22 protein-coding genes and 1 tRNA gene are annotated in these 22,281 nt (G+C 65.6%); 18 read left to right on the plus strand and 5 right to left on the minus strand.

Translation table 11 applies throughout. The features are described from left to right. Positions 1 to 102 precede the first annotated feature (102 nt). On the plus strand, positions 103 to 936 hold the full coding sequence (locus tag ACE04A_RS28740; protein WP_050446752.1) for an enoyl-CoA hydratase/isomerase family protein: 834 nt from the start codon (positions 103 to 105) through the stop codon (positions 934 to 936). 158 nt (positions 937 to 1,094) lie between these two features. Here ACE04A_RS28740 and ACE04A_RS28745 read toward each other — a convergent pair whose 3' ends face one another. Together ACE04A_RS28745 and ACE04A_RS28750 are read right to left on the minus strand one after the other, a co-directional pair. Then, positions 1,095 to 1,832, minus strand: coding sequence for an enoyl-CoA hydratase-related protein (locus ACE04A_RS28745; RefSeq protein ID WP_279993756.1), 738 nt, complete (start codon positions 1,830 to 1,832; stop codon positions 1,095 to 1,097). Continuing rightward, complete coding sequence (locus tag ACE04A_RS28750; protein WP_279993757.1) at positions 1,829 to 2,800, minus strand: NAD(P)H-dependent flavin oxidoreductase; 972 nt, start codon at positions 2,798 to 2,800, stop codon at positions 1,829 to 1,831. The genes ACE04A_RS28745 and ACE04A_RS28750 overlap by 4 nt, the downstream gene beginning before the upstream one ends. 204 nt (positions 2,801 to 3,004) lie before the next feature. Here ACE04A_RS28750 and ACE04A_RS28755 point away from each other — a divergent pair, with 204 nt between their 5' ends. The 4 genes from ACE04A_RS28755 to ACE04A_RS28770 all read left to right on the plus strand — a co-directional run bounded on the left by ACE04A_RS28755 (position 3,005) and on the right by ACE04A_RS28770 (position 7,874). Then, on the plus strand, positions 3,005 to 3,628 hold the full coding sequence (locus ACE04A_RS28755) for a TetR/AcrR family transcriptional regulator (protein ID WP_100853347.1): 624 nt from the start codon (positions 3,005 to 3,007) through the stop codon (positions 3,626 to 3,628). Positions 3,629 to 3,676: 48 nt separating this feature from the next. Beyond that, positions 3,677 to 4,825 carry an acyl-CoA dehydrogenase family protein gene (locus tag ACE04A_RS28760; RefSeq protein WP_050446748.1) on the plus strand — a complete coding sequence of 383 codons (1,149 nt, stop codon included), beginning with the start codon at positions 3,677 to 3,679 and terminating at the stop codon, positions 4,823 to 4,825. Positions 4,826 to 5,031: 206 nt separating this feature from the next. Beyond that, positions 5,032 to 6,261, plus strand: a complete 1,230-nt coding sequence (locus ACE04A_RS28765; protein ID WP_485820763.1) for a CaiB/BaiF CoA transferase family protein — start codon at positions 5,032 to 5,034, stop codon at positions 6,259 to 6,261. 89 nt (positions 6,262 to 6,350) lie between these two features. Further along, positions 6,351 to 7,874 carry a 3-hydroxyacyl-CoA dehydrogenase gene (locus ACE04A_RS28770; protein WP_485820764.1) on the plus strand — a complete coding sequence of 508 codons (1,524 nt, stop codon included), beginning with the start codon at positions 6,351 to 6,353 and terminating at the stop codon, positions 7,872 to 7,874. Between the two features lie 212 nt (positions 7,875 to 8,086). On the opposite strand, the gene ACE04A_RS28775 is transcribed toward ACE04A_RS28770, so the two are convergent. Further along, positions 8,087 to 9,049 carry a c-type cytochrome gene (locus tag ACE04A_RS28775; RefSeq protein WP_448716977.1) on the minus strand — a complete coding sequence of 321 codons (963 nt, stop codon included), beginning with the start codon at positions 9,047 to 9,049 and terminating at the stop codon, positions 8,087 to 8,089. A 231-nt stretch (positions 9,050 to 9,280) separates the two neighbouring features. Here ACE04A_RS28775 and ACE04A_RS28780 point away from each other — a divergent pair. Beyond that, positions 9,281 to 9,355 (plus strand) — tRNA-Arg (locus ACE04A_RS28780). 298 nt (positions 9,356 to 9,653) lie between these two features. On the opposite strand, the gene ACE04A_RS28785 is transcribed toward ACE04A_RS28780, so the two are convergent. After that, positions 9,654 to 9,899: a hypothetical protein gene (locus ACE04A_RS28785; RefSeq protein WP_006217094.1), complete on the minus strand. Its 246-nt coding sequence runs from the start codon at positions 9,897 to 9,899 to the stop codon at positions 9,654 to 9,656. A gap of 199 nt (positions 9,900 to 10,098) precedes the next feature. On the opposite strand from ACE04A_RS28785, the gene ACE04A_RS28790 reads away from it, so the two are divergent. The 12 genes from ACE04A_RS28790 (at position 10,099) to ACE04A_RS28845 (ending at position 21,664) form a co-directional block, all read left to right on the plus strand. Beyond that, positions 10,099 to 11,223 (plus strand): cupin domain-containing protein, encoded by a 1,125-nt coding sequence (locus ACE04A_RS28790; RefSeq protein ID WP_438858997.1) that lies wholly within the window; start codon positions 10,099 to 10,101, stop codon positions 11,221 to 11,223. Between the two features lie 116 nt (positions 11,224 to 11,339). Beyond that, a complete protein-coding gene (locus tag ACE04A_RS28795) occupies positions 11,340 to 12,251 on the plus strand; it encodes a fumarylacetoacetate hydrolase family protein (protein WP_100853341.1) in 912 nt (303 codons plus the stop codon). A gap of 46 nt (positions 12,252 to 12,297) precedes the next feature. Then, positions 12,298 to 13,491 (plus strand): ABC transporter substrate-binding protein, encoded by a 1,194-nt coding sequence (locus ACE04A_RS28800; protein WP_259252856.1) that lies wholly within the window; start codon positions 12,298 to 12,300, stop codon positions 13,489 to 13,491. Beyond that, on the plus strand, positions 13,488 to 14,402 hold the full coding sequence (locus ACE04A_RS28805; protein ID WP_054421256.1) for a branched-chain amino acid ABC transporter permease: 915 nt from the start codon (positions 13,488 to 13,490) through the stop codon (positions 14,400 to 14,402). Before ACE04A_RS28800 ends, ACE04A_RS28805 begins: the two co-directional genes overlap by 4 nt. After that, entirely contained in the window at positions 14,399 to 15,385 is a 987-nt protein-coding gene (locus tag ACE04A_RS28810; RefSeq protein WP_448716980.1) for a branched-chain amino acid ABC transporter permease, read from the plus strand. Before ACE04A_RS28805 ends, ACE04A_RS28810 begins: the two co-directional genes overlap by 4 nt. Further along, a complete protein-coding gene (locus ACE04A_RS28815) occupies positions 15,375 to 16,145 on the plus strand; it encodes an ABC transporter ATP-binding protein (protein ID WP_485820765.1) in 771 nt (256 codons plus the stop codon). The genes ACE04A_RS28810 and ACE04A_RS28815 overlap by 11 nt, the downstream gene beginning before the upstream one ends. After that, positions 16,132 to 16,836 carry an ABC transporter ATP-binding protein gene (locus tag ACE04A_RS28820; protein ID WP_448716983.1) on the plus strand — a complete coding sequence of 235 codons (705 nt, stop codon included), beginning with the start codon at positions 16,132 to 16,134 and terminating at the stop codon, positions 16,834 to 16,836. Before ACE04A_RS28815 ends, ACE04A_RS28820 begins: the two co-directional genes overlap by 14 nt. Positions 16,837 to 16,932: 96 nt before the next feature. Then, complete coding sequence (locus ACE04A_RS28825; RefSeq protein ID WP_127186232.1) at positions 16,933 to 17,694, plus strand: GntR family transcriptional regulator; 762 nt, start codon at positions 16,933 to 16,935, stop codon at positions 17,692 to 17,694. Further along, on the plus strand, positions 17,687 to 18,571 hold the full coding sequence (locus ACE04A_RS28830) for an alpha/beta hydrolase (protein WP_279995134.1): 885 nt from the start codon (positions 17,687 to 17,689) through the stop codon (positions 18,569 to 18,571). Before ACE04A_RS28825 ends, ACE04A_RS28830 begins: the two co-directional genes overlap by 8 nt. 25 nt (positions 18,572 to 18,596) lie before the next feature. Continuing rightward, entirely contained in the window at positions 18,597 to 19,511 is a 915-nt protein-coding gene (locus tag ACE04A_RS28835) for a LysR family transcriptional regulator (RefSeq protein ID WP_100853335.1), read from the plus strand. Positions 19,512 to 19,667: 156 nt separating this feature from the next. Beyond that, positions 19,668 to 20,660 (plus strand): Bug family tripartite tricarboxylate transporter substrate binding protein, encoded by a 993-nt coding sequence (locus ACE04A_RS28840; RefSeq protein ID WP_100853334.1) that lies wholly within the window; start codon positions 19,668 to 19,670, stop codon positions 20,658 to 20,660. A gap of 59 nt (positions 20,661 to 20,719) precedes the next feature. Beyond that, entirely contained in the window at positions 20,720 to 21,664 is a 945-nt protein-coding gene (locus ACE04A_RS28845) for a M14 family metallopeptidase (RefSeq protein ID WP_485820766.1), read from the plus strand. Between the two features lie 22 nt (positions 21,665 to 21,686). On the opposite strand, the gene ACE04A_RS28850 is transcribed toward ACE04A_RS28845, so the two are convergent. Further along, positions 21,687 to 22,205 carry a lipocalin family protein gene (locus ACE04A_RS28850; RefSeq protein ID WP_100853332.1) on the minus strand — a complete coding sequence of 173 codons (519 nt, stop codon included), beginning with the start codon at positions 22,203 to 22,205 and terminating at the stop codon, positions 21,687 to 21,689. Between the last annotated feature and the right edge of the window lie 76 nt (positions 22,206 to 22,281).

Genomic DNA, 22,281 nt, shown 5'->3' on the forward strand with positions numbered 1-22,281 from the left:
GTGGGAAAGCGGCGGGGCGGGCGCCCGCGTATCCACTATAGTGCGCAAAAACGCGCCGGCCCCAAGGCTCGCGCAGCGGCTAAAGACAACGCGGAGTAGACAATGACTGATATCACGCTGCAACACTATTCAGCCTATGAATCCCTGAAGCTGCGCCGGCATCCCGGCGGGGTGCTGGAGGTGATCATGGGGGCCAAGGGCGGCCAGCCCGGCAAGCTGTCCACGGCGGACGACCGCATGCATCGCGAGCTGGCCGACATCTGGCGCGACATCGATACCGATCCCGACACCCGCGTGGTTGTGATCCGGGGCGAAGGCAAGGGCTTTTCGGGTGGCGGCGACCTGGAATTGGTGCAGCAGATGGCCGACGACTTCGACGTGCGTACCCGCGTGTGGCGGGAAGCCCGCGACCTGGTCTACAACATCATCAATTGCAACAAGCCCATTGTGTCCGCCATGCACGGCGCGGCGGTGGGGGCTGGGCTGGTGGCGGGTTTGCTGGCCGACATCTCGATCGCGGCGCGCGACGCGCGCATCATTGACGGCCATACCCGCCTGGGCGTGACGGCCGGGGATCACGCCGCCATCGTCTGGCCGCTGTTGTGCGGCATGGCCAAGGCCAAGTACTACCTGATGCTGTGCGAAACCGTGACCGGCGAAGAGGCGGAGCGGATCGGCCTGGTGTCATTGTGCGTGGATGAAGCCGAGCTGATTTCCCGCGCGTTCGAGGTGGCCAACAAGCTGGCGGCAGGCTCGCAGACGGCGATACGCTGGACCAAGTATTCGCTGAACAATTGGCTGCGCATGGCGGGGCCGAGCTTCGATACGTCGCTGGCTTTGGAATTCATGGGGTTTGGCGGGCCGGACGTGAAAGAGGGGATTCAGTCGTTGCGCGAACGCCGGGCGCCGAATTTCCGGCCGGATTCGCCGTTTTGAGGGGCGTTGTTTGATGGGTTTGCGCGGTCGGCGGCCGGGTTCTTCTGTCGGTTGTGCCGCGCCGCACCCATCCTACCTCAACCGTAGGATGGGTGAAGCGCGAATGACCCGACGTCAGAACGCCAAAGCCCAACGCGCGCAACCCATCGCCTCGCCCACTATTTCTTAAAAAACTTCGCGAACGCCGCCTGCGCTTCCTCGGTCTGCAACCGCGCTCGGAACTGCTGGGCCTCGTAATCCAGCGTTTCCTGGATGGCCTGGCGGTCCGCCCGCTTCATCATGGCCTTGGTCAGGCGCAGCGCCGCAGGCGGTTGGCGGGCCAAATCAGCGGCGGTGGCCTGGGCCGCGGCCAGCGCCTGGCCTTGTGGCGTAACCGAAGTGGCCAAGCCAGCCTCGCGCGCGTCTTCGGCGGAAAACGCCTTGCCCTGCAACAGCCATTCGGCGGCGCGCCGCCCGGCCAGGCGGGGCATCAACAGGCTGGAGGCGCCCTCCGGGCACAGGCCCAGCGCCACGAACGGCATGCGCAGCGTGGCGCCTTCGCCAATGTGGACAAAGTCGCAATGCTGTAGCAGCGTGACGCCGATGCCGATCGCATAGCCTTCGACGGCGGCAATCACCGGCACGTCGGCCAGGGTCAGCGCCCGCAGGAACGTCAGCCCCGCGCTGTCACCTGCTCCGCGCTCAGCTTGAAAGTCGCGCAGGTCGTTGCCGGCCGTGAAGTGTTCACCCGCACCGGTCAGGATCACCGCCGAGATGGCCTGGTCGGCGCTGGCCAGCGAAATCTGTTCGGTCAGGGCGGCGTAGGTGGCCGTGTCCAGCGCGTTGCGGCGGTCCTGGCGGTCGATGACCAGGGTCAGCACCGCGCCATCCCGGCTGACTTTCAGGCCCGCGCTCATGCGAACGACCTGCCGTCCAGTTGCGCCTTGGCCTCGGCGTATTCGCGGCGCAGCGTGTCGACGATTTCCCGGGTCGGCAGCACGCTGGCGATGCCGCCCACGCCCTGGCCCGCGCCCCAGATGTCTTTCCACGGCTTGACGCGTGTCGATCCGAAGTTGGACGCGCCGCTGTCGGGCTGCGGCAGGTTGGCCGGGTCGAGCCCCGACGCGGTGATGCTCGCCTTCAGATAGTTGCCGGGAATGCCCGTGAAAAACGGGGTGTACAGAATGTCGGACGCGCTGGCCTCGACGATGGCGGACTTATAGCCCTCGCTGGCGTTGGCTTCCTGGCTGGCAATGAAGCGCGTGCCCATGTAGGCGAAGTCGGCGCCCATGGCCAGCGCGGCCAGCACATGCGCGCCGGACGTGATGGCGCCCGACAGGATCAGCGGGCCGTCGTAAAAACGGCGCACTTCGGACAGCAGCGCGAACGGGCTCAGCGTGCCCGCGTGGCCGCCCGCGCCCGAGCACACCAGGATCAGCCCGTCCACCCCGGCTTCCAGCGCTTTCTCGGCGTGGCGCAGCGTGGTGACGTCGTGAAAGACCTTGCCGCCCCAGTCGTGCACGCCCTTGACCAGGTCTCCCGGCGCGCGCAGGCTGGTGATGATCAGCGGCACGCGGTGACTGGCGCACACGGCCAGGTCCTGTTCCAGGCGGTCGTTGGATTGATGGATGATCTGGTTGACGGCGAACGGCGCCACGGCGGCGCCGGGATTCGCTTCGCGGTACGAGGCAAGCCCGGCCTGGACCTCGTCCAGCCAATCGGTCAAGAGGCTTTGCGGGCGCGCGTTCAGCGCGGGAAATGAACCCACGATGCCGCTCGTGCACTGCGCGATCACCAGTTGCGGGTTGGACACGATGAACATGGGGGCGCTGATGACCGGCAGGGACATCTGGCCATACAAATCTGTCACAAGAGAGTGGGGCATAGCGTCGTCGCGTTGTGTTCGGGTCAGTCCAGAAAAGGCGTCCCGCAATTGGGCCTTGAGCCCTGAAAGCGGATGTGCCTATAATTACCTACCGACCGTCCGGTAATTAATTAATCTTTATTTAACGGCATGCGCCGAACCGCTGTCAATGGAGGCCCGCGCGGCCTGCCCGCAGCCTCAGGCGCGGCCCTTGCAAAGGCTGTCATGGCGACCTCCGCCCCTCCCGCTCAGAAACGCGCCCGCGCTGGCCGGCCCCCCACGCTGGCAGCCCCGCGTGAACGCATCCTGGAAGAAGCCGCCAAGCTGTTCGCGCAAAGCGGTTACGACGGCAGCTCGGTGGCTGACCTGGCCGCCGCCATCGGCGTGTCCAAGGCGGCCATCTATCACTACTACACCACCAAGCAGGACATCTACGACGCCATCATCCTGGGCGTGTTGAACGGGCTGACGCAAAACGTCGGCCAGGACGTGGCCGATGCGCAGGGCGCCGCCGACCGGTTGCGCGCCTTCATGGTGGGCCACGCCCGCTACTTTGAACAGCACCATGCCGAATTCGTCACCATGCTGATCGGCTATTCCGGCATGGCGCTACCCGAACGCGAAGACGCCGCCCGCCTGCGCGACGGCTACGAAAAGCGCTTGCGCGAACTGATTGCCCAAGGCGTGGAGCAGGGTGTGTTCCGCCCGCTGGACGTGGCCGCCACTGGCCGCGCCGTGCTGTCCATGCTGAATTGGATGGTGCGCTGGTACAAGCCCGGCCAGGGCGACAGCGCCGAAGCCATCGCCGCCGGTTACTTCGATTTATTGGTTGGCGGCATGCGCGCCTGATCGCGCCGCCGTCCGGAAACGCATTGCTTATCTACTGAGACTTCCATCATGGCCCTCGACACCGAAACCCTGAACCTGTTGCTGGACGCCGTGCACCGCTTTGTGCACGAACGCCTGATTCCCGCCGAAGACGAACTGGCCTCTAGCGGCCAGGTGCCGCCGGACATCGTCAACGAAATGCGCGAGCTGGGCCTGTTCGGCTTGTCGATCTCGCCCGACTTCGGCGGCTTGGGCCTGACGATGGAAGAGGAAGTGCGCGTGGTGTTCGAACTGGGCCAGACCTCGCCCGCGTTCCGTTCGCTGGCCGGCACCAACATCGGCATCGGCTCGCAAGCCATCGTGCTGGCCGGCACCGACGAGCAGCGCGCGCGCTACTTGCCCAAGCTGGCCAGCGGTGAATTGATCGGCTCGTTTGCCTTGACGGAGCCGGATGCCGGTTCCGACGCCATGGCACTGCGTCTGTCCGCCGAGCGCGATGGCGACGGCTATGTGCTGAACGGCACCAAGCGCTACATCACCAACGCGCCCATCGCCGGCCTGTTCTCGGTGATGGCGCGCACCGCGCCCGAACGCCGCGCCAATTCCATTTCGTGTTTCCTGGTCGAAGCCGGCACGCCTGGCCTGATCATCGGCAAGCCCGACAAGAAGATGGGCCAGGCGGGCGCCTTGACCAGCGACGTGGTGTTCGACAACTGCCGCGTGCCCGCCAGCGCCTTGCTGGGTGGCGAAGAGGGCAACGGCTTCCGGACGTCGATGCGCGTGCTGGACAAGGGCCGGCTGCACATTTCGGCGCTGTGCGTGGGGATTGCCGAGCGCCTGCTGTCGGACGCGGTCAAGTACGCGCTGGAGCGCAAGCAGTTCGGCCAGCCGATTGCCGAGTTTCAACTGATCCAGGCAATGATCGCCGACAGCCAGGCTGAACTCTATGCCGCCCGCTGCATGGTGCTGGACGCCGCCCGCATGCGCGACCGCGGCGAGAACACCACCATGCAGGCCGCCTGCTGCAAGCTGTATTCGACCGAAATGGTGGGCCGCGTGGCCGACCGCGCCGTGCAGATCCACGGCGGCGCGGGCTATATGTCCGAGTACGCCGTGGAACGCTTCTACCGCGACGTGCGTTTGTTCCGCATCTTCGAGGGCACCTCGCAGATCCAGCAACTGGTGATCGCGCGCGAGACGATCAAGGCGCATTCCTGAGGCGGCAGCAAGCGGAAATCCGGCCAGAGTGTCCAAACAGCTAATATCCGGATTGACGAATGGTGCTCCGGGCGCGACCCTAACGGTCCGCGTCCGGGTATGACGCGCTGGCGGCCCGGGCCGCCGGCATGACGGAATTCCAGTCTGGCTTCGCGCGTGGCCGCAAGCCGGACGTTTTCATTTCTCATCTAGCGAAAAGACTACAGATGTCGCAACGTCCTGCTCCCCTTACCGGCATCCGCGTGCTGGACCTGACCCGCGTGCTGGCGGGCCCCTGGTGCACCCAGAACCTGGCCGACCTTGGCGCCGAGGTGATCAAGATCGAACGGCCCGGCGCGGGTGACGATACGCGCGCCTGGGGGCCGCCCTACCTGAAGGACGAAGCGGGCAACGACACCACCGAAGCCGCCTACTACCTGTCCGCCAACCGCAACAAGATGTCGGTGGCGCTGGATATCGCGTCGCCGCGCGGCGCCGAACTGGTGCGCGAATTGGCGCTGCAAAGCGACATCCTGGTTGAAAACTTCAAAGTGGGCGGCCTGAAGAAATATGGGCTGGACTACGAAAGCCTGAAGGCCATCAACCCGCGCCTGATCTATTGTTCGATTACCGGTTTCGGCCAGACCGGCCCGTACGCCAGCCGCCCCGGCTATGACTTCATGATCCAGGGTATGGGCGGGCTGATGAGCATCACCGGCGAACGCGACGACCTGCCCGGCGGCGGTCCGCAAAAGGCTGGCGTGGCCGTGGCCGATCTGATGACCGGCATGTATTCCACGGTGGGCATCCTGGCCGCGCTGCTTGAACGCGCCAACAGCGGTTTGGGCCAGCACATCGACATGGCCTTGCTTGACTGCCAGGTCAGCATGATGGCCAACCAGAACTTGAACTTCATGACCTCGGGCGTGGCGCCCCAGCGCGCGGGCAACGCGCACCAGAACCTGGTGCCGTACCAGGTGTTCGCCGCGGCTGATGGCCATTTGATCGTGGCGGTGGGCAACGACAGCCAGTTCCGTAACTATTGCGGCGCCATCGGGCTGCCCGAGTTGTCGGCCGACCCGCGTTTTTCCACCAACCCGCAGCGCGTGAAGAACCGTACGGAATTGGTGCCGCTGCTGGCCGAACGCATGGCCACCGGCGCGGGCGACCACTGGTTGGCCGCGCTGGAAGCTGTGGGCGTGCCGGCCGGCCCCATCAACACGTTGGACCAGGTTTACGAAGACCCGCACGTGCTGGCGCGTCAGATGAAGCGCGAACTGCCGCATCCGGCCGCCGGCAAGGTGCCGATGGCCGCCAGCCCGTTGAAGTTTTCCGATAGCCCCGTTGAATACCGCCGTCCGCCGCCCATGTTGGGCGAGCACACCGCGCAGGTGCTGGCGGAAAAGCTGGGCTTGTCGGCCGAAGACATCCAGGCGCTGGCACAAAGCCAGCCTTGATCGCGGCGGGGTGGCCGCGCGCCGCCCCGCTTGCCACGCGCCATGCCGCGGCGCGCACCATCCATTCCAATACAGGCAGGAGAGAGTTGATGACGGAGATTCAAACCATCGGCGTCGTGGGCGCCGGGGCCATGGGGCGCGGCATTGCGCAGATTGCGGCGCAAGCCGGCTTGCGCGTGCGCTTGTACGACACCAGCGCCGATGCGGTTGCCGCCGCGCGCGAGTCCTTGCGTCAGACCTGGGACAAGCTGGCGCAAAAGGGCAAGCTGACCGCCGCCGATGCGCAAGCCGCCTTGGAACGTGTGGAGCCCGCCACCGCGCTGACCGACATGTCGGCCTGCCAACTGGTGGTGGAAGCCATCGTTGAACGGCTGGACGTGAAGCGCGACCTGTTCGCCGCGCTGGAAGGCGTGGTGTCGGAAGACTGCATCCTGGCGTCGAACACGTCGTCCTTGTCCATCACCGCCATCGCGGCTGCTTGCAAGCACCCGCGCCGCGTGGTCGGTTATCACTTCTTCAACCCGGTGGCGTTGATGAAGGTGGTTGAAGTGATCGATGGCCTGCGCAGCGCGCCCGAAGTGGGCGATGCGTTGGCCGCGCTGGCTCGCCGCATGGGTCACACGCCCGTGCGCGCCAAGGACATGCCCGGCTTCATCGTCAACCATGCCGGCCGTGGCATGAATACCGAAGGCCTGCGCGTGGCGCAAGAGGCCGTGGCCACCTTTGCGCAAGTCGACGCCGTGATGCGCGAGCAGGCCGGCTTCCGCATGGGGCCGTTTGAACTGCTGGACCTGACCGCGCTGGACGTGTCGCACCCGGTGATGGAATCCATCTACCGCCAGTTCTTTGACGAAGCGCGTTTCCGCCCGGCGCCGATCACGACCGTGCGCCTGGCGGGCGGGCTGATCGGACGCAAGGCAGGCGAAGGCTTCTACGTCTACGCCGACGGCCAGAAGCAGGTGCCGGCCGAGCCGCCCGTGCCGGCGCTGCCGGAAGGCCTGAAGGTCTGGGTCAGCCCCAAGCACGCGGAAGGCTACGCGCGCGCGTCGGCGCTGATCGAAAAGCTGGGCGCCACGCTGGTGACGGGTTCGACGCCCGACGCGGATGCGTTGATTATCGTCACGCCGTTTGGTGATGATGTGTCGACGTCGGTGTCCGCCCAAGGCTTGAACGCCGGCCGCACGGTGGGCCTGGACACGCTGTATGCCTTCGATGGCGCCAAGCGCCGCACCATCATGGTGTCGCCCGCCACCGAAGCCAAATGGCGCGACGCCGCGCACGCGCTGCTGGCCGCCGATGGCGTGCCGGTCACGGTGATCGAGGATTCGCCGGGCTTCATCGCCCAGCGCATCGTGGCCATGATCGTCAACATCGCCAGCGACATCGCGCAGCAGCAGATCGCCACCCCGGAAGACATCGACCAAGCCGTGACGTTGGGTCTGGGTTACCCGGTGGGTCCGTTGGCATTGGGCGACAAGCTTGGCGCCGACCGCATTCTGGAAATCCTGAAGAGCATGCAGCGCGTGACCGGCGACCCGCGCTACCGCCCCAGCCTCTGGCTGCAACGCCGCGTCCAATTGGGCCTGTCCCTGCTGAAATCATCAGCCTCGTAGGATGGGTGAAGCGCGCAAAGCTCGGCAGAAGAGTTCTGACGGGCAACGCGCGCAACCCATCAAGCAGCGCCCAGAACTGCACCCGACCCCGGCAAGAAAAAACCCCCTGAAGAAGAAACTCAGGGGGTTTTTTTATTTGCGCGGTTGCTTGATGGGTTGCGCGCGTTGAAGCGGTGTTTCAGTGGCATGAAGCCTGCCGCGCTTCACCCATCCTACTTGGCGTGGTCGACCATGTATTGGACGGCTGCGCGGATGTCTTCTTCCGAGGCGTTGGCGGCGCCGCCCTTGGGCGGCATGGGCGGCTTGCCTTGCATGGCGACCTTCACCATGGCGTCCATGCCGGTCTTGATGTAGGGCGCCCAGGCGGCCTTGTCGCCAAACTTGGGCGCGTTGGCCACGCCGGTGGCGTGACAGGCGAAACAGACGCTCTTGTAGAGCTTTTCACCAGCCGGGTTGACGGCGGCGGCCTGTTGCGGGGCGGCGGGTGCGGCAGCGGCCGGAGCAGGAGCGGCTGCGGGTGCAGCAGCAGCAGCGGGTGCAGAAGCAGCAGCGGGTGCAGAAGCAGCGGCGGGAGCAGCAGCGGCAGTAGCGGCGGGAGCAGCACCAGCGGCCGGCGCGGCGACGGCCGCCCCGGCGTCCGCTTCCTTCTTCGCGCCTTCTTCGGCGGGGGCGGCGGGTTCGGGTAGCGAGGCGCCGGACTTGTTGGCCATATAGACCACCGCGCGCGCGACTTCGTAGTCGGACAGCGTGGGGTTGCCGCCCTTGGCGGGCATGCCGCCCTTGCCGTGCAGGGCCACGTTCAGCATGGTGTCGTAGCCGGCCTTGATGAACGGCGCCCAGGCTGCGTTGTCGCCCATCTTGGGTGCGCCGGCCACACCGGCGGTGTGACAGGCCGTACAGACGGCGGCAAAGACCTGTTCGCCCGTCTTGAAGACTCGGGGGGCGTTGGCGTCTACCAGTTCAAACCCCGCGACCGGGGCGATGCGCTTGGTGACGGCTTCGGGGGTCAGCGTATCCGAGCCGGCTCCGGTCTTGTTGCCGGAGACCACCATGTTCACCAACAGGATGATGATGGCGATTGGGATCACGAAAGACAGGACGATCGTGACGACCAGTTGCTTGGGGGTCTTGATGGGGGAGGAGTGCTCTTCTATGTGTTCCTGCTCGTTGCTCATGACCAAATCCTGCTAACGGGTGGGGCGCCTGGCGGCGGCAACAGAAAATCAGTAACTGCACAAATCGGCGAACCAGTCGGGCATCCGCCTGCAAGCAAACGCTGGATTATATAACGGTGTCAGGGACGGACGTCCAATGCATCTGACCGGGTTTTCGATGAGATTGACAGAAGATTTGATCAGCTTCATGCAGGCTATCGAAAACTAGGTACAATGTCGCCTCTTTGCGCTGCGCCCGTAGTTCAATGGATAGAATGAGAGTTTCCGAAGCTCTTGATACAGGTTCGATTCCTGTCGGGCGCACCACAAATCACGACGTACTGTCCAATGCGGATGTGCAAATACGTGACGCGCAATGCGTGACGTGCACTACCTGATGTAGATACGTGGCTTAGAAAATCGAATCCCGGGATTCGACATTCGAAACCCGGGATTCATCAGCGTATATAGATCAGCGTCGACAGATCAATGTCGAAAGATCAACATCGACACCTCAACATCGACACATCAGGGCGGCCCTCCAGTCGTACGGCCATCAAGCTCCCTGAATAACAAACCCCCCTGGATTAAATTCGCTTCGACACGCGCGGCGGCATATTCGCGTTCAATCATCCAGCGACGGCACCGTGCCGATTTGCGTCAGGATGCGCGGCGATTCCATGTCGCCGGTTTCTTTGTCGATCCATACTTCATAAGCGGCCACGCCCGCGAACTTGGAGGCCATGGAATTGGCGATTCGGATGGCGCCGAATTCGCTGCTGGCCGGACGGATTTCCCCGGGGGCCACGCCGTTGGCGGCAGCGCGATAGGGCACGACGATGTACTGAACAAGATGAGCGGCTTCTGACACAGGTTTCTCCCTGGATGACAGGTTTTTTGGGCGAGCGAAATGTATCACGTCGCACTGTGTTTTTGTACAGTATTTTGAAGCGCCGCACCAACTAAATCTTGCGTGGCGGGAAAACCCCTAGCGGGCAATCGTTGCCCGAAATTCCGCTCGCCTCTATTATTTTCGAAAATCTTCACGGTTTTATAAAAAGAGGCAAGGGATGAAAGCGAACCGGTACGACGCCTATCGCGAGGACACCGCAGGCCGCGCTAATGTGGCGGACTCGCCCGAACGCATTGCCTATTACCAGGAGCTGGCGCGCCTGGAAACCGGCGCCTTATGGACCGTGGCGAACAAGATTGAACCCTGGGCGCCGCGCTCGGCGTCGGTGCCGGTGGTGTGGCGCTACCAGGACTTGCGCGCGCATGTGCTGCGATCGGCCGAACTGGTGTCGCCCGAGGAAGCGGGCCGCCGCGTGATCTACCTGAACAACCCTGGCCGGCGCGACGTGGCCGCCGCCGTGGGCTGGTTGTATTCCGGCTTGCAGGTGATGCAGCCCGGCGAACTGGCCTCGGCCCACAAGCATTCGCATTCGGCGCTGCGCTTCATCATGGAAGGCCAGGGTGCTTACACCGTGGTGGACGGCCACAAGATGACGCTGGGCGCGAACGACTTCGTGCTGACGCCCAACGGCACCTGGCATGAGCACGGCGTGGCCGAAGACGGCACCACCTGCATCTGGCAGGACGGCCTGGACATTCCGCTGGTCAATGCCTTGGAAGCGGGCTTCTACGCCGTGCATCCCGACCTGAACCAAACCGTGACCCATCCGGTGGACGACACCAGCGCCGCCTGGGGCAACGTAGCCTTGCGCCCGCAAGTGTCGGGCTGGACCAAACCGTATTCGCCGCTCTTCAAGTACGAATGGGAACCCACTTACGAGGCCTTGCGCCGTTATGCGCGCACCACCGCCGGCAGCCCGTACGACGGCATCCTGCTTGACTACGTGAACCCCGCCACGGGCGGGCCGGTGATGCCGACCATTGGCGCCAGCATGCAGTTGCTGCGTCCGGGTGAACACACCAAGGCGCATCGGCACACGGGCAGCTTCATCTACCAGGTGGCCAAGGGCAGCGGCTTTTCCATCATCGACGGCAAACGTTATGACTGGACCGAACGCGACATCTTCTGCGTGCCGTCCTGGGCCATCCACGAACACGCCAACCTGTCCAGCAATGACGACGCCTGCCTGTTCTGCTTCAACGACCTGCCCGTGATGCGGTCGCTGGCGCTTTACCGCGAAGAAGCGGTCAAGGAAAACGACGGCCATCAAGTGCTGATCTAGCACCGCCACCCCTGTTCGAATTTTCATCCGCCGCGCGGGCCTTGTCCGCGCGCCTGGCTCAACTCGTCCTGACTTAACTCTTCCTACTCAACCCGTCCTGAATCAATGGAGTTCCTATGCGCTTGGTGACTTTTCGCGCTCATCCCACCGCTGCCGCGCGGCTTGGCGCGCTGGCCGAAGGCTATGTAATCGACCTGGCCCTGCTGGGCCGCGCCGGCGGCGTGGACCTGCCCGACGACATGCTGGCGTTCATCGACCTGGGCCCGGTGGCCGTGGCGCAGGCCAGCCGCCTGATGGACGCCTACCGTGGCGAGTGGCCCGTGGGCACGGCGCTGCCGCAAGAGAACGTGAAGCTGCTGGCGCCCATTCCGCGTCCGCGCAAGAACATCTTCGGCATTGGCCTGAACTACGTTGAACACGTGGCGGAATCCAGCCGCACGCTGGATACGTCGGCCGACCTGCCCAAGCAGCCCGTGATCTTCTCCAAGCCGCCCACCACCGTGATCGGCCCGGGCGATGCCATCGAGCACAACGCCAAGATCACGCAGCAGCTGGACTGGGAAGTGGAGCTGGCCGTGATCATGGGCCGCCGTGCCTCGCGCGTGGCCGAGGCCGATGCGCTGTCCTACGTGTTCGGCTACAGCGTCATGCTGGACATGAGCGCGCGCGACTGCCGCCGCGCCGGGCAATGGATCTATTCCAAGGGCCAGGACACCTACGCGCCGTTCGGCCCGTGCATCGTCACCGCCGACGAAATTCCGGACCCGCAGGTGCTGGACTTGTGGCTCACCGTCAACGGCGAAAAAAAGCAGGGATCGAACACGCGCCACATGCTCTTCAAGGTGCCGTTCCTGATTGCGGACATCAGCGCTGGCATCACGCTGGAACCGGGCGACATCATCGCCACCGGCACGCCGGAAGGCGTGGGCGCGGGACGCAAGCCGCAGGAATGGTTGTGGCCGGGTGATGTGGTGGTGGCGTGTGTGGAAGGCATCGGCACGCTGCGCCATCCGGTGGTGGCGGTCTAGCTCAGGCCTGCCGCCAGGCGGGCAACGCAGTCTTCAAGGGGAAAACATGATCAAGAAACAGAAACTGGGCGGCGTGGCTGCCGCGTTGTCCGTCGCGCTGGGCGCGGCCGTTGCGATGGGCGCCGCGCGCGCCGCAGAGCCCGTCAAGATCGGCTTCATCGCCACCTTGTCCACGCCGGCCGGCTACATCGGCGAAGACGAACGCGATGCCTTCAACCTGGCCATCAAGGAAGGCGGCGGCAAGCTGGGCGGCGTGCCCGTGCAACTGGTCATCGAAGACGACGGCTTGAAGCCCGCCAACGCCAAGCAGGCGGCCGACCGCCTGGTGCAATCGGGCGTGAAGCTCTTTACCGGGGTGAACTTTTCCAACGTGCTGGCCGCCGTGGTGCCCGGCGTGGTGAAGTCGGGCGCGTTCTACGTCAGCCTGAACCCTGGCCCGTCGAACTTCGCGGGCGAAAAGTGCGACCCCAACTATTTTGTGGCGTCCTATCAGAACGACGCCTTCCACACGGCGGGCGGCGTGGCGGCCAATGAACTGGGCTACAAGCGCGTGGTGCTGCTGGCGCCCAACTACCAGGCCGGCCGCGACGCCATCGAAGGGTTCAAGCGCACCTACAAGGGCGAGGTCGTGGCCGAGATCTACACCAAGCTCGACCAGTCTGACTTTTCCGTGGAACTGGCGCGCCTGCGCTCGCTGGCGCCTGAAGCCATCTACCAGTTTCATCCGGGCGGCACCGGCATCAACTTCGTCAAGCAGTATGCGGCGGCGGGCTTGAACAAGAGCATCCCCATGCTGATGCCCAGCTTCTCGATGGACGCGCGCATGATCCAGGCCACGGGCGACGCGTCCTTGGGTTCCTACACCACGGGCATCTGGTCGCAAGACTTCAACAACCCGCAATCGCAGGCCTTCGTCAAAGCCTTCAAGGCAGCCTACGGCCGCGTGCCCACCGACTACGCGATGCAGGCTTACGACACCGCGCAGTTGATCGGCGTGGGTTTGAAGGCCACGGGTGGCGATCTGTCCAAGGCGGCGGAATTCCGCGCGGCGCTGCGCAAGCCCGACTTCACGTCCTTGCGCGGCAACTTCAGCATGAACACCAATCAGCATCCCATTCAAGACCTGTACCTGATGCGCATCGACAAGGACAGCGCGGGCGGCTTGGCGCCGCATCTGGTTCGCAAGCTGGTGTCTGACGACAAGGACGCCTACGCCCAATTCTGCAAGATGCCGTCATGACGCTGCTGTTCGAACAACTGCTTAACGGCCTGCAGTTCGGCGCCATGCTCTTCATGCTGGCGGCCGGACTGACGCTGATCTTCGGCATCATGGGCGTGGTCAACCTGACGCATGGCTCGTTCTACATGGTGGGCGCGTACTGCGCGGCCTATGCCATCGGCACCACGGGCTCGTTCCTGGCGGGCGTGCTGGCGGCGCTGCTGGGGGCGGGGCTGTACGGCATCTCCGTCGAAGTGCTGGTGATACGCAAGCTGTACAAGCGCGATCACCTGTACCAGGTGCTGGCCACCTTCGGCCTGCTGCTGTTTTCGAACGAAGCCGTCAGCCTGATCTTTGGCCGGCGTCCGCCGCTGGTGGGCATTCCGTCGTTCCTGGAAGGCGCGGTGACGCTGGCGCCGGGCTTTCAGTATCCGCTGATCCGCCTGTCGTTCATCGCCATCGGCGCCTTGGTGGCGGTGGGCTTGTGGTGGCTGGTGAACCGCACGCGCATCGGCATGCTGATCCGCGCCGGCGCGGATGACCGTGAAATGGTGGACGCGCTGGGCGTGGACATCCGCAAGCTCTACACGCTGGTGTTCGGGCTGGGCGCGCTGCTGTGCGGCTTGGCCGGCGTGATGGCCGCGCCGCTGCTGGCGGTGGAAATCGGCATGGGCGAACGCATCTTGATCACCACGTTCGTGGTCATTGTGATCGGCGGGGTCGGCTCGGTGCGCGGCGCCTTGGCGGGCGCCTTGCTGGTGGGCATGGTCGACAGCCTGGGCCGTGCCTTCCTGCCGCAGTTGCTGTCCACGATGTTCTCGCCCGCCACGGCGGACCCGCTGGCCGCCGGCATGGCGTCGGCCAGCATTTATGTGTTGATGGCGATTGTGCTGATCGCCAAGCCGGGCGGCTTGTTTCCGGCGCGAGGATGATGATGGCAAAGACACTTTCGAATCGCGCCCGCTGGGGCTCGGCCGGCCTGGTGGTATTGATCCTGCTGCCGGCCGCCGCGCTGGCTTCGGGCTCGCCGTTCCTGATTGGCGTGGTGACGCGCTTTCTTATCTACGGGCTGGCCGCGGTCAGCCTGGACCTGGTGATCGGCTACGGCGCCATGGTCAGCTTTGGCCACGCCATGTTCTTCGGCCTGGGCGGCTACGCGGTGGGCATCATTGCCTTTCACACGGCCGAAGCGGGGCCCATCTTCGGCTGGGCCGGCAGCAATGCCGCGCTGGTGGTGTGGCCCATTGCGCTGGCCGTGTGCGCGTTGGCGGGCTGGGTCTTCGGTTACCTGGCGCTGCGCACGCGCGGTGTGCAGTTCATCATGATTACGCTGGCCTTCGGGCAGATGGTGTATTTCATCCTGGTGTCGCTACAGTTCTACGGCGGCGACGACGGGCTGATGATTACGCAGCGCAACGTGTTGCCGGGCATCGATCTGGAAAGCCCCATGGTGTTCTATTACGTGTGCCTGGCGCTGCTGACGGCGTGGACGCTGCTGTGCATCCGCATCACTAATTCGCGCTTCGGCATGGTGTTGCAGGCGCTGCGCCAAAGCGAGCGGCGCGCGCTGAACCTGGGCGTTGCGCCCACGCCGTACCGCCTGAGCGCGTTCGTGCTGTCGGCGGTGGGCACCGGGCTGGCGGGCGTGCTGTGGGCCAACTATGCCGGGCTGGTGACGCCCGACATGGCGGCGTGGACGAAGTCCGGCGAGCTGATGGCCATCGTCATCCTGGGCGGGGTGGGCACCTTGTTGGGCCCGATCGCGGGCGCGGCTGTCTTCCTGGGGCTGGAGCAGATGTTGTCGTCCCTGACCGAGCATTGGCTGCTGTACATGGGGCCGATCCTGGTGCTGGTGGTGCTGTGGGGCCAGAAGGGCCTGTTCGGCAAATTGCTGGAGACGCGCCATGTCGACTGACGCCCAAGCAAGCCTGTTGCGGCTGACGCAGTTGCGCAAGGCCTTTGACGCGGTGGTGGCCACCAATGGGGTGGACCTGGATGTGCGGGCCGGCGAAATCCACGCCATCATCGGCCCTAACGGCGCGGGCAAGTCCACGCTGATCGCGCAGATCTGCGGCGAGATCCAGCCCGACTCCGGCACCATCCATCTGGACGGGCAGGATGTGACCGGGCTGCGCGCGTTCGAGCGGGCGCGGCTGGGCCTGGGGCGTTCGTTCCAGATCACCGAGCTTTGCCACGAATTCACCGCGCTGGAAAACGTGATCTTGTCGCGCATGCTGAAGGACGGGCCGGCGTTTGGCGCCTGGTCCGATCCGCGCCGCGACGCCGGCCTGAAGGCCGAGGCCATGCAGTGGTTGACGCATGTGGGCCTGGCTGACCGCCGCCATGTGCGGTCGGCCGACTTGGCGCACGGCGAACGGCGGCAACTGGAACTGGCGGTGGCGCTGGCGCGCGTGCCGCGTCTGTTGCTGCTGGACGAACCCATGGCCGGCATGGGATCCGAGGAATCGGCGCGCATGACGCGCCTGCTGCAAGGCATGAAGGGTGATTACGCGGTGCTGCTGGTCGAACACGATATGGACGCCGTCTTCGCGCTAGCCGACCGCATCAGCGTGCTGGTCTACGGCCGCGTGGTGTTCAGCGGCACCCCGGACGAGGTGCGCCGCCATCCGGAAGTGCGCGCGGCCTACCTGGGAGAAGAACATGTTGAAGGTTGACGGCCTGACGGGCGGTTACGGATCCAGCAAGGTGCTGTTCGGCATGTCGTTCGAAGCCAGCGAAGGCGAGGTGATTTCGCTGATTGGCCGCAACGGCATGGGCAAGACCACCACGGTCAAGACCTTGATGGGCATGTTGCCCGCCACCGGCGGCGCGGTGCAGTTCCGGGGGCAGACGCTGGGGCGGTCCGCGCCGAGCACGGTGGCGCGCCTGGGCGTGGGGCTGGTGCCGGAAGGGCGGCGCGTGTTTGGCTCGCTGACGGTGCAGGAAAACCTGGTGGCGACGGCGCGGGCGGCGGCGGGCGGGTCAACGAACGGCTGGGACCTGGAGCGCGTCTACACCCTGTTCCCGCGCCTGAAAGAGCGGCGCACGCAGTCATCGCGCACCTTGTCGGGCGGCGAGCAGCAGATGCTGGTGGTGGGCCGCGCGCTGATGACCAACCCCAAGCTGCTGATCCTGGACGAGGCCACCGAAGGGCTGGCGCCGCTGATTCGCCAGGAGATCTGGCGTTGCCTGCGGTCGCTGAAGGCCGAGGGCCAGACCATTCTGGTCATCGACAAGAACCTGCCCGAGATGGCCACGCTGGTCGACCGCCACTACATCGTGGACAAGGGCCGCGTGGCCTGGTCGGGCAAGCCCGCCGAGCTGTCCGCCCAACCCGAATTGGCGCAGCGGTATCTGGGTATATGAGGCCCGCCCGGCCTACCCGTGCCGCCCCTGGGCGCGAGTAGAATGGGCCGCCTGTGCGCGGATCAGCGGACACGCCGCTGACATCTGGAGAGCATGTTGAAGCCAAGAATCAAAGCTTCCCGCCAGGACGATTCCGGATCGGCCGGGAACGCTGACGTGGAAGACATCACGCTGTCGGAGCAGGTTTACCGCCTGCTTCGGCGCGACATCATGAGCGGAGTTTTCGCGCCGGGCCAATCGCTGCGGCTGGAATTGTTGAAGCAGCGCTACGGCAGCAGTTTTTCGCCCATCCGCGAAGCGCTCAACCGCTTGCGCAGCGAACGCATGGTGGTGAACACCACGTCGCGCGGCTTCAGCATCGCGCCCTTGTCGGTCGAGGAAATGTGGGACGCCTGTGAAACCCGCATCCTGATCGACTGCGATGCCTTGCGCCGGTCGCTGGCGAACGCGGACGACGCCTGGGAAGCGCGGCTGGTCGGCGCCTACCACGCGCTGACACTGGCGGCGCAGCGCGCGGGCGAAGCGTCAGCCCCGTCCGATGAACTGGAAGATCTGCTGGAAGCCCGCCACCTGGATTTCCATCACGCGCTGATTGGCGCTTGCCGCTCGCATTGGCTGTTGGACCTGTCCACGCAGTTGTATGCGCAAACCGAGCGCTACCGCCGCCCCGCGCGCGCGGGCGCCACGGCCTACGGGCCGGAACGCAACGTGGATGACGAACACCGCCAACTGCTGGACGCCGCGATCTCGCGCGACGCCGAGCGTTCCGTGGCCATGCTGGCCGCGCACTACCGCAAGACCGCGCAGTTCATCGAACGCATCATTTCACAGCCCGACACCCAGGCACGACATGCATAACGCCGAGATCGATCTTTTCTTTTCCTCTATCGCCGAACGCGACGTGCAATACAACGCGCGCGAATCGGTGGCCGACTTTGACGCCTGCGTGCGGCGCTACGCGGAATCGTCGGCGCGGGTACGCTCGCGCCGCCCCGGCGTGCTGGACCTGCGCTACGGCATGGGTCAGGACGAGCGGCTGGACCTGTTCCTGCCCGCCGCGTCCCGCGCGCCCGCGCCGCTGTTCGTGTTCATCCATGGCGGCTACTGGCGCGCGCAGCGCAAGGAAGACGCGCCCGTGATGGCCGAGGCCTTCAACGCGGCGGGCGCGGCCGTGGCCACACTGGAATACACGCTGGTGCCCGAAGCCACCTTGGGCGAAGTGGTGCGCGAAGTGCGTTCCGCCGTGGCCTGGCTGTACCAGAACGTGGCGGCCTATGGTGTGGACCCCGAGCGCATCTACGTGAGCGGCAGCTCGGCCGGCGGCCACCTGGCCGGCATGCTGGCCGCACCCGGCTGGCCCGCGCGCTATGGCGTGCCGGACGACATCATCAAGGGCACGCTGGCCTTGTCCGGCCTGTTCGATTTGCGTCCGCTGTGCGACATCCTGCCCAACACCTGGCTGCGACTGACGCCGGAGCAGGCCGCGCATCAAAGCCCCATCTTCAATCTGCCCGAGCGCGCCGGCCCCATGCTGCTGGCCGTGGGCGGGCTGGAGACGCAGGGCTTCAAGAACCAGACGAGCGCGTTCGAGGCGGCCTGGAACGCGGCGGGCCTGGCGTCCACCCGCATTCCCACGCCGCACTGCAATCACTTTGATCTGGTCAACGAGCTGGAAGACCCGGACAGCGCGCTGACCCGGGCCACGCTGGCGATGATGGGGCTGGCCGCCCGTTGAGGGCCAGCGCTGATGGCCGCCGCGCATGGCTGATCTGAAACTCCTGGAAGACCTGATCGCGCTGGCGCGCACGGGCAGTTTCGTGCGCGCCGCCGAACTGCGTCACGTCACCCACCCCGCGTTCGGGCGGCGCATCCGCGCGCTGGAAGCCTGGGCGGGCGCGCCGCTGGTCGAACGCCAGCATCTGCCCGTGACGCTGACCCCGGAAGGCGAGGCGCTGCTCAGGACGGCCACGCAGGTGGTCGAACAGATGGGGTTGGTGCGCCATCGCATCAGCAGCTCGGGGGCGGGCGGCGACGCCGTGCTGCGCATTGCCACCGGCCGCAGCCTGGCCCGCACGCTGGTCGCGGACTGGATTGCGCGCTTGCGGCATCGCACGCCCAAGGTGCTGACCGAAGGCACGCAGGTTGAACTGTCGACGGGTCAGGCGAAAGATCTGGTGGTGCGGCTGGAGCAGGGCAAGGTGGATCTGTTGTGCTGCTACGAGCATCCGGCCTTGTCCGTGCCCTTGAGCCCCGCGCGCTACCGCTACATGACGCTGGCCACCGACAAGCTGGTGCCGGTGAGCCAGGTGGATGCGCGTGGCCGTACCCGCTATGCGCTGCAAGACGGTGGCCAGCCGGTGCCGCTGATCACCTATACGGGCGGCTTGGCGATGGAGCGCATTGTGGGCGACCGCCTGGAAACCACGCCCTATGCACTGACGCCTTTCGTGCGCAGCGATTCGTTGGACGCGGCGCACGGCGCGGTCGCCAAGGGTCTGGGCGTGGCGTGGCTGCCGTGGTCCATGGTGGCGGCGGATTGCCGTCGCGGTGCCTTGGTTGCGCTGGGCGGCCGCAGCGAAGAGATCGCTTTCGAGGTGCGCCTGTACCGTCCGCGCGCCCGCTTGACGGACCTGGCGGAGGCCGCCTGGGAGGCCACCGCGAACCGCAAGGTCTGACGCGCGCCGCCGCGTCAGTGGTTTGAGGCTAGGCCAGATCAGCACGAAGATGTGCCGTTTCAGCACGGCTGATGGCCGGGGCACCCGTGAAAATACGAGCCTATACCTCCAACGAGACGGCTACGCCGTCCACCTCAGCACCCCAAGGAAGAAAACATGAAGTCTTACCTGCATCCGCTGCGTGCGGCGCTTGTTGCGTTTTGTGCCGCCTCGGCCGTGGCCGCCGCGCCGGCCGCCTTCGCCGCCGATTACCCCTCGCGTAGCATTTCACTGGTTGTCGGCTACCCCGCCGGCGGCAGCCTGGACCTGACCGCGCGCCTGTTGGGCGAAGAACTGGGCAAGCGTCTGGGCCAGACCGTGGTGGTTGAAAATGTGGGCGGCGCCGGCGGCACGATCGGCGCGCAGCGCGTGGCGCGCGCAGCCCCCGACGGCTATACGATTTTCCTGGGCTCCACCAACGAAATGGTGATTGCCCGCATGATCAACACTGCGGTGAAGTACGACAGCGCCAAGGATTTCACGCCCTTGGGCCTGGTGGCGTCGCAGCCGATGTTGTTGGCGGCCAGCAAGAATTCCGGCGTCAAGACGGCGGCGGAATACTTGCAGAAGCTGCGCGGCGCGGAAGCGGGCACGTTCAATTACGGCTCGTCCGGCGTGGGCACCACCTTGCATCTGGCCGGTGAAATGATCAACCAGGCCACCGGCACGCGCGCCGAGCACGTGCCGTACCGTGGCGTGTCGCCGCTGGTCACCGACCTGATGAGCGGCCAACTGGATTTCGGCATGCTGGTGCTGTCCTCGGGCCTGCCGCAAGTGCGCAGTGGCAACATCGTGGCGCTGGGCCTGACGGAGAACAAGCGTTCGCCGGCCGCGCCCGAAATCGCACCGCTGGCCGCCACCCCGGGCTTTGAATCCGTCGACATCAACCTGTGGTTCGCGCTGTATGGCCCGGCCGGCCTGCCGGAGCCGGTGGTCGCCAAGCTGCGCGGCGCGCTGGACGAAACGCTGAAGTCGGACCAGTTCCGCGGCAAGATGCAGGACGCGGGCGGTGAAATCGCCAAGCCGGGCGTGGATCTGGCGGCCTACCAGGTTGAAGAAACGAAAAAGTACGGCGCGCTGGTCAAGGCCGCCAAGATCGAAGCGCAATAAATCACGCACAAGCCCACAGGCCCAAGCCCCCAGCACTACCGGATAAAGCGGATCACACCATGGAATTCAAGCTACCCGTTCCTGACCTGAGCGCCGAGCGCGCCGGCAACACCGACACGCCGGGCGTCTGGCATTTTGATTCGGGCGTGCCGGGACGCGCGCTGATGGTGACCGCGCTGGTGCATGGCAACGAGCTGTGCGGCGCCTGGGCGCTGAAGGACCTGCTGGCGGCCGGCGTCAAGCCGCGCCGTGGCAGCCTGACGCTGGCCTTTTGCAACCTGGGCGCCTTCGACCGCTTCGACCACGCCAACCATGACGCCTCGCGTTTTGTGGCCGAAGACATGAACCGCGTCTGGAGCGCCGAGCGTCTGGACAACCCCACTACGCCCGACCGCCAACGCGGCGCCGAGCTGCGCCCCTGGGTGCAGCAAGCAGATTGGCTGCTGGACCTGCATTCCATGCACGAGCCCGGCGCGCCTTTACTGCTGACCGGCGTACTGCCGCGCAACATTGCGCTGGCGCGTCGGCTGAAAGCGCCGCAGCACGTGATCGTGGACGCGGGGCACAAGGACGGCGTGCGGATGCGTGACTTCGCGCAGTTCGGCGACGCCGCGCGTGAAGACGCCTGCGCCTTGCTGATCGAATGCGGTTTCCATGGCGAGCTGGCCGCGCGCGATGTCGCCCGCGACATGGTGGCCCGCATGCTGGTGGAGTCGGGGGTGCTGGATGCGGCTGACGTGCCGGCCGGCTGGCGGCTGCCCGATCCGGCAACGCAGCGCGTGCTGGAAGTGACTGACGCCGTGGTCGCGCCGTCGATGGATGTGACTTTCGCGCAGCCGTGGACGGGCCTTGAAACGCTGGAGCAGGCTGGGGCGGTGATCGGCTGGGCGGATGGCCAGCCGATCGTGACGCCCTACGACAACTGCACCTTGATCATGCCGTCGTTGCGGCAGTTGAAGCCGGGCGTGACGGTGGTGCGGCTGGCCCGCGATTATGCGGGCTGAGCGCGTCGGCTGAACCCGCGCGTTATTTCTGCGGCGTGTACCGCAGCTCGTCCAGCTCGTAGCCCTGGGCCTTGGCAGCAGCCAGGGCCTTGTCCAATTCTTCCTTGGGCAGTTGCGGCGAACGCGACAATATCCACAAGTACTTGCGATCAGGCGTGCCCACCACGGACCAACGGTATTCGGGGTCCAGGCCGATGACCCAGTAGTCGCCCTTGAACGGCTTGAAGAAGGTGACTTCCAGCTTGGCGTTGTTGCTGCCTTCCACGACGGTGGCATTGCCGGTCGCGGAATCGATGTCGCCGTCCTTGGTGCGGCAGCGATTGTTCACGCCGATGGTGCCATCGGCATTCGCGGTGTATTCGGCGGTGGTGTCGCCCACGCAGTTGCGCTGGAAGAACATGGGGAAATTCGCGATTTCGTACCACATCCCGGCGTAGCGTTTCAGGTCCACCGATTCCACGGTCTGCATGGGCGGCGGCGCGGCATGGGCGATGCCCACGCTGGCGGCCAGGGCCATCAGGAATGTTGCGGTGCGGCGCATGTAAAAAACCTCCGGCTTAACGAATAACGGATTTGAGCCACGGCGCGCGCTTGCCTGTTGGGCGCGCGCGCCGCGA

It is taken from the genome of Achromobacter colocynthidis (assembly GCF_057334535.1).

Coding starts and splice junctions, on each gene's coding strand:
- ACE04A_RS28800 (WP_259252856.1), top strand. CDS start 12,298: ATGATCAAGAAACAGAAACTGGGCGGCGTGGCTGCCGCGTTGTCCGTC.
- ACE04A_RS28740 (WP_050446752.1), top strand. CDS start 103: ATGACTGATATCACGCTGCAACACTATTCAGCCTATGAATCCCTGAAG.
- ACE04A_RS28815 (WP_485820765.1), top strand. CDS start 15,375: ATGTCGACTGACGCCCAAGCAAGCCTGTTGCGGCTGACGCAGTTGCGC.
- ACE04A_RS28790 (WP_438858997.1), top strand. CDS start 10,099: ATGAAAGCGAACCGGTACGACGCCTATCGCGAGGACACCGCAGGCCGC.
- ACE04A_RS28765 (WP_485820763.1), top strand. CDS start 5,032: ATGTCGCAACGTCCTGCTCCCCTTACCGGCATCCGCGTGCTGGACCTG.
- ACE04A_RS28770 (WP_485820764.1), top strand. CDS start 6,351: ATGACGGAGATTCAAACCATCGGCGTCGTGGGCGCCGGGGCCATGGGG.
- ACE04A_RS28775 (WP_448716977.1), bottom strand. CDS start 9,049: ATGAGCAACGAGCAGGAACACATAGAAGAGCACTCCTCCCCCATCAAG.
- ACE04A_RS28795 (WP_100853341.1), top strand. CDS start 11,340: ATGCGCTTGGTGACTTTTCGCGCTCATCCCACCGCTGCCGCGCGGCTT.
- ACE04A_RS28845 (WP_485820766.1), top strand. CDS start 20,720: ATGGAATTCAAGCTACCCGTTCCTGACCTGAGCGCCGAGCGCGCCGGC.
- ACE04A_RS28805 (WP_054421256.1), top strand. CDS start 13,488: ATGACGCTGCTGTTCGAACAACTGCTTAACGGCCTGCAGTTCGGCGCC.
- ACE04A_RS28830 (WP_279995134.1), top strand. CDS start 17,687: ATGCATAACGCCGAGATCGATCTTTTCTTTTCCTCTATCGCCGAACGC.
- ACE04A_RS28840 (WP_100853334.1), top strand. CDS start 19,668: ATGAAGTCTTACCTGCATCCGCTGCGTGCGGCGCTTGTTGCGTTTTGT.
- ACE04A_RS28810 (WP_448716980.1), top strand. CDS start 14,399: ATGATGATGGCAAAGACACTTTCGAATCGCGCCCGCTGGGGCTCGGCC.
- ACE04A_RS28850 (WP_100853332.1), bottom strand. CDS start 22,205: ATGCGCCGCACCGCAACATTCCTGATGGCCCTGGCCGCCAGCGTGGGC.
- ACE04A_RS28750 (WP_279993757.1), bottom strand. CDS start 2,800: ATGCCCCACTCTCTTGTGACAGATTTGTATGGCCAGATGTCCCTGCCG.
- ACE04A_RS28755 (WP_100853347.1), top strand. CDS start 3,005: ATGGCGACCTCCGCCCCTCCCGCTCAGAAACGCGCCCGCGCTGGCCGG.
- ACE04A_RS28835 (WP_100853335.1), top strand. CDS start 18,597: ATGGCTGATCTGAAACTCCTGGAAGACCTGATCGCGCTGGCGCGCACG.
- ACE04A_RS28745 (WP_279993756.1), bottom strand. CDS start 1,832: ATGAGCGCGGGCCTGAAAGTCAGCCGGGATGGCGCGGTGCTGACCCTG.
- ACE04A_RS28760 (WP_050446748.1), top strand. CDS start 3,677: ATGGCCCTCGACACCGAAACCCTGAACCTGTTGCTGGACGCCGTGCAC.
- ACE04A_RS28820 (WP_448716983.1), top strand. CDS start 16,132: ATGTTGAAGGTTGACGGCCTGACGGGCGGTTACGGATCCAGCAAGGTG.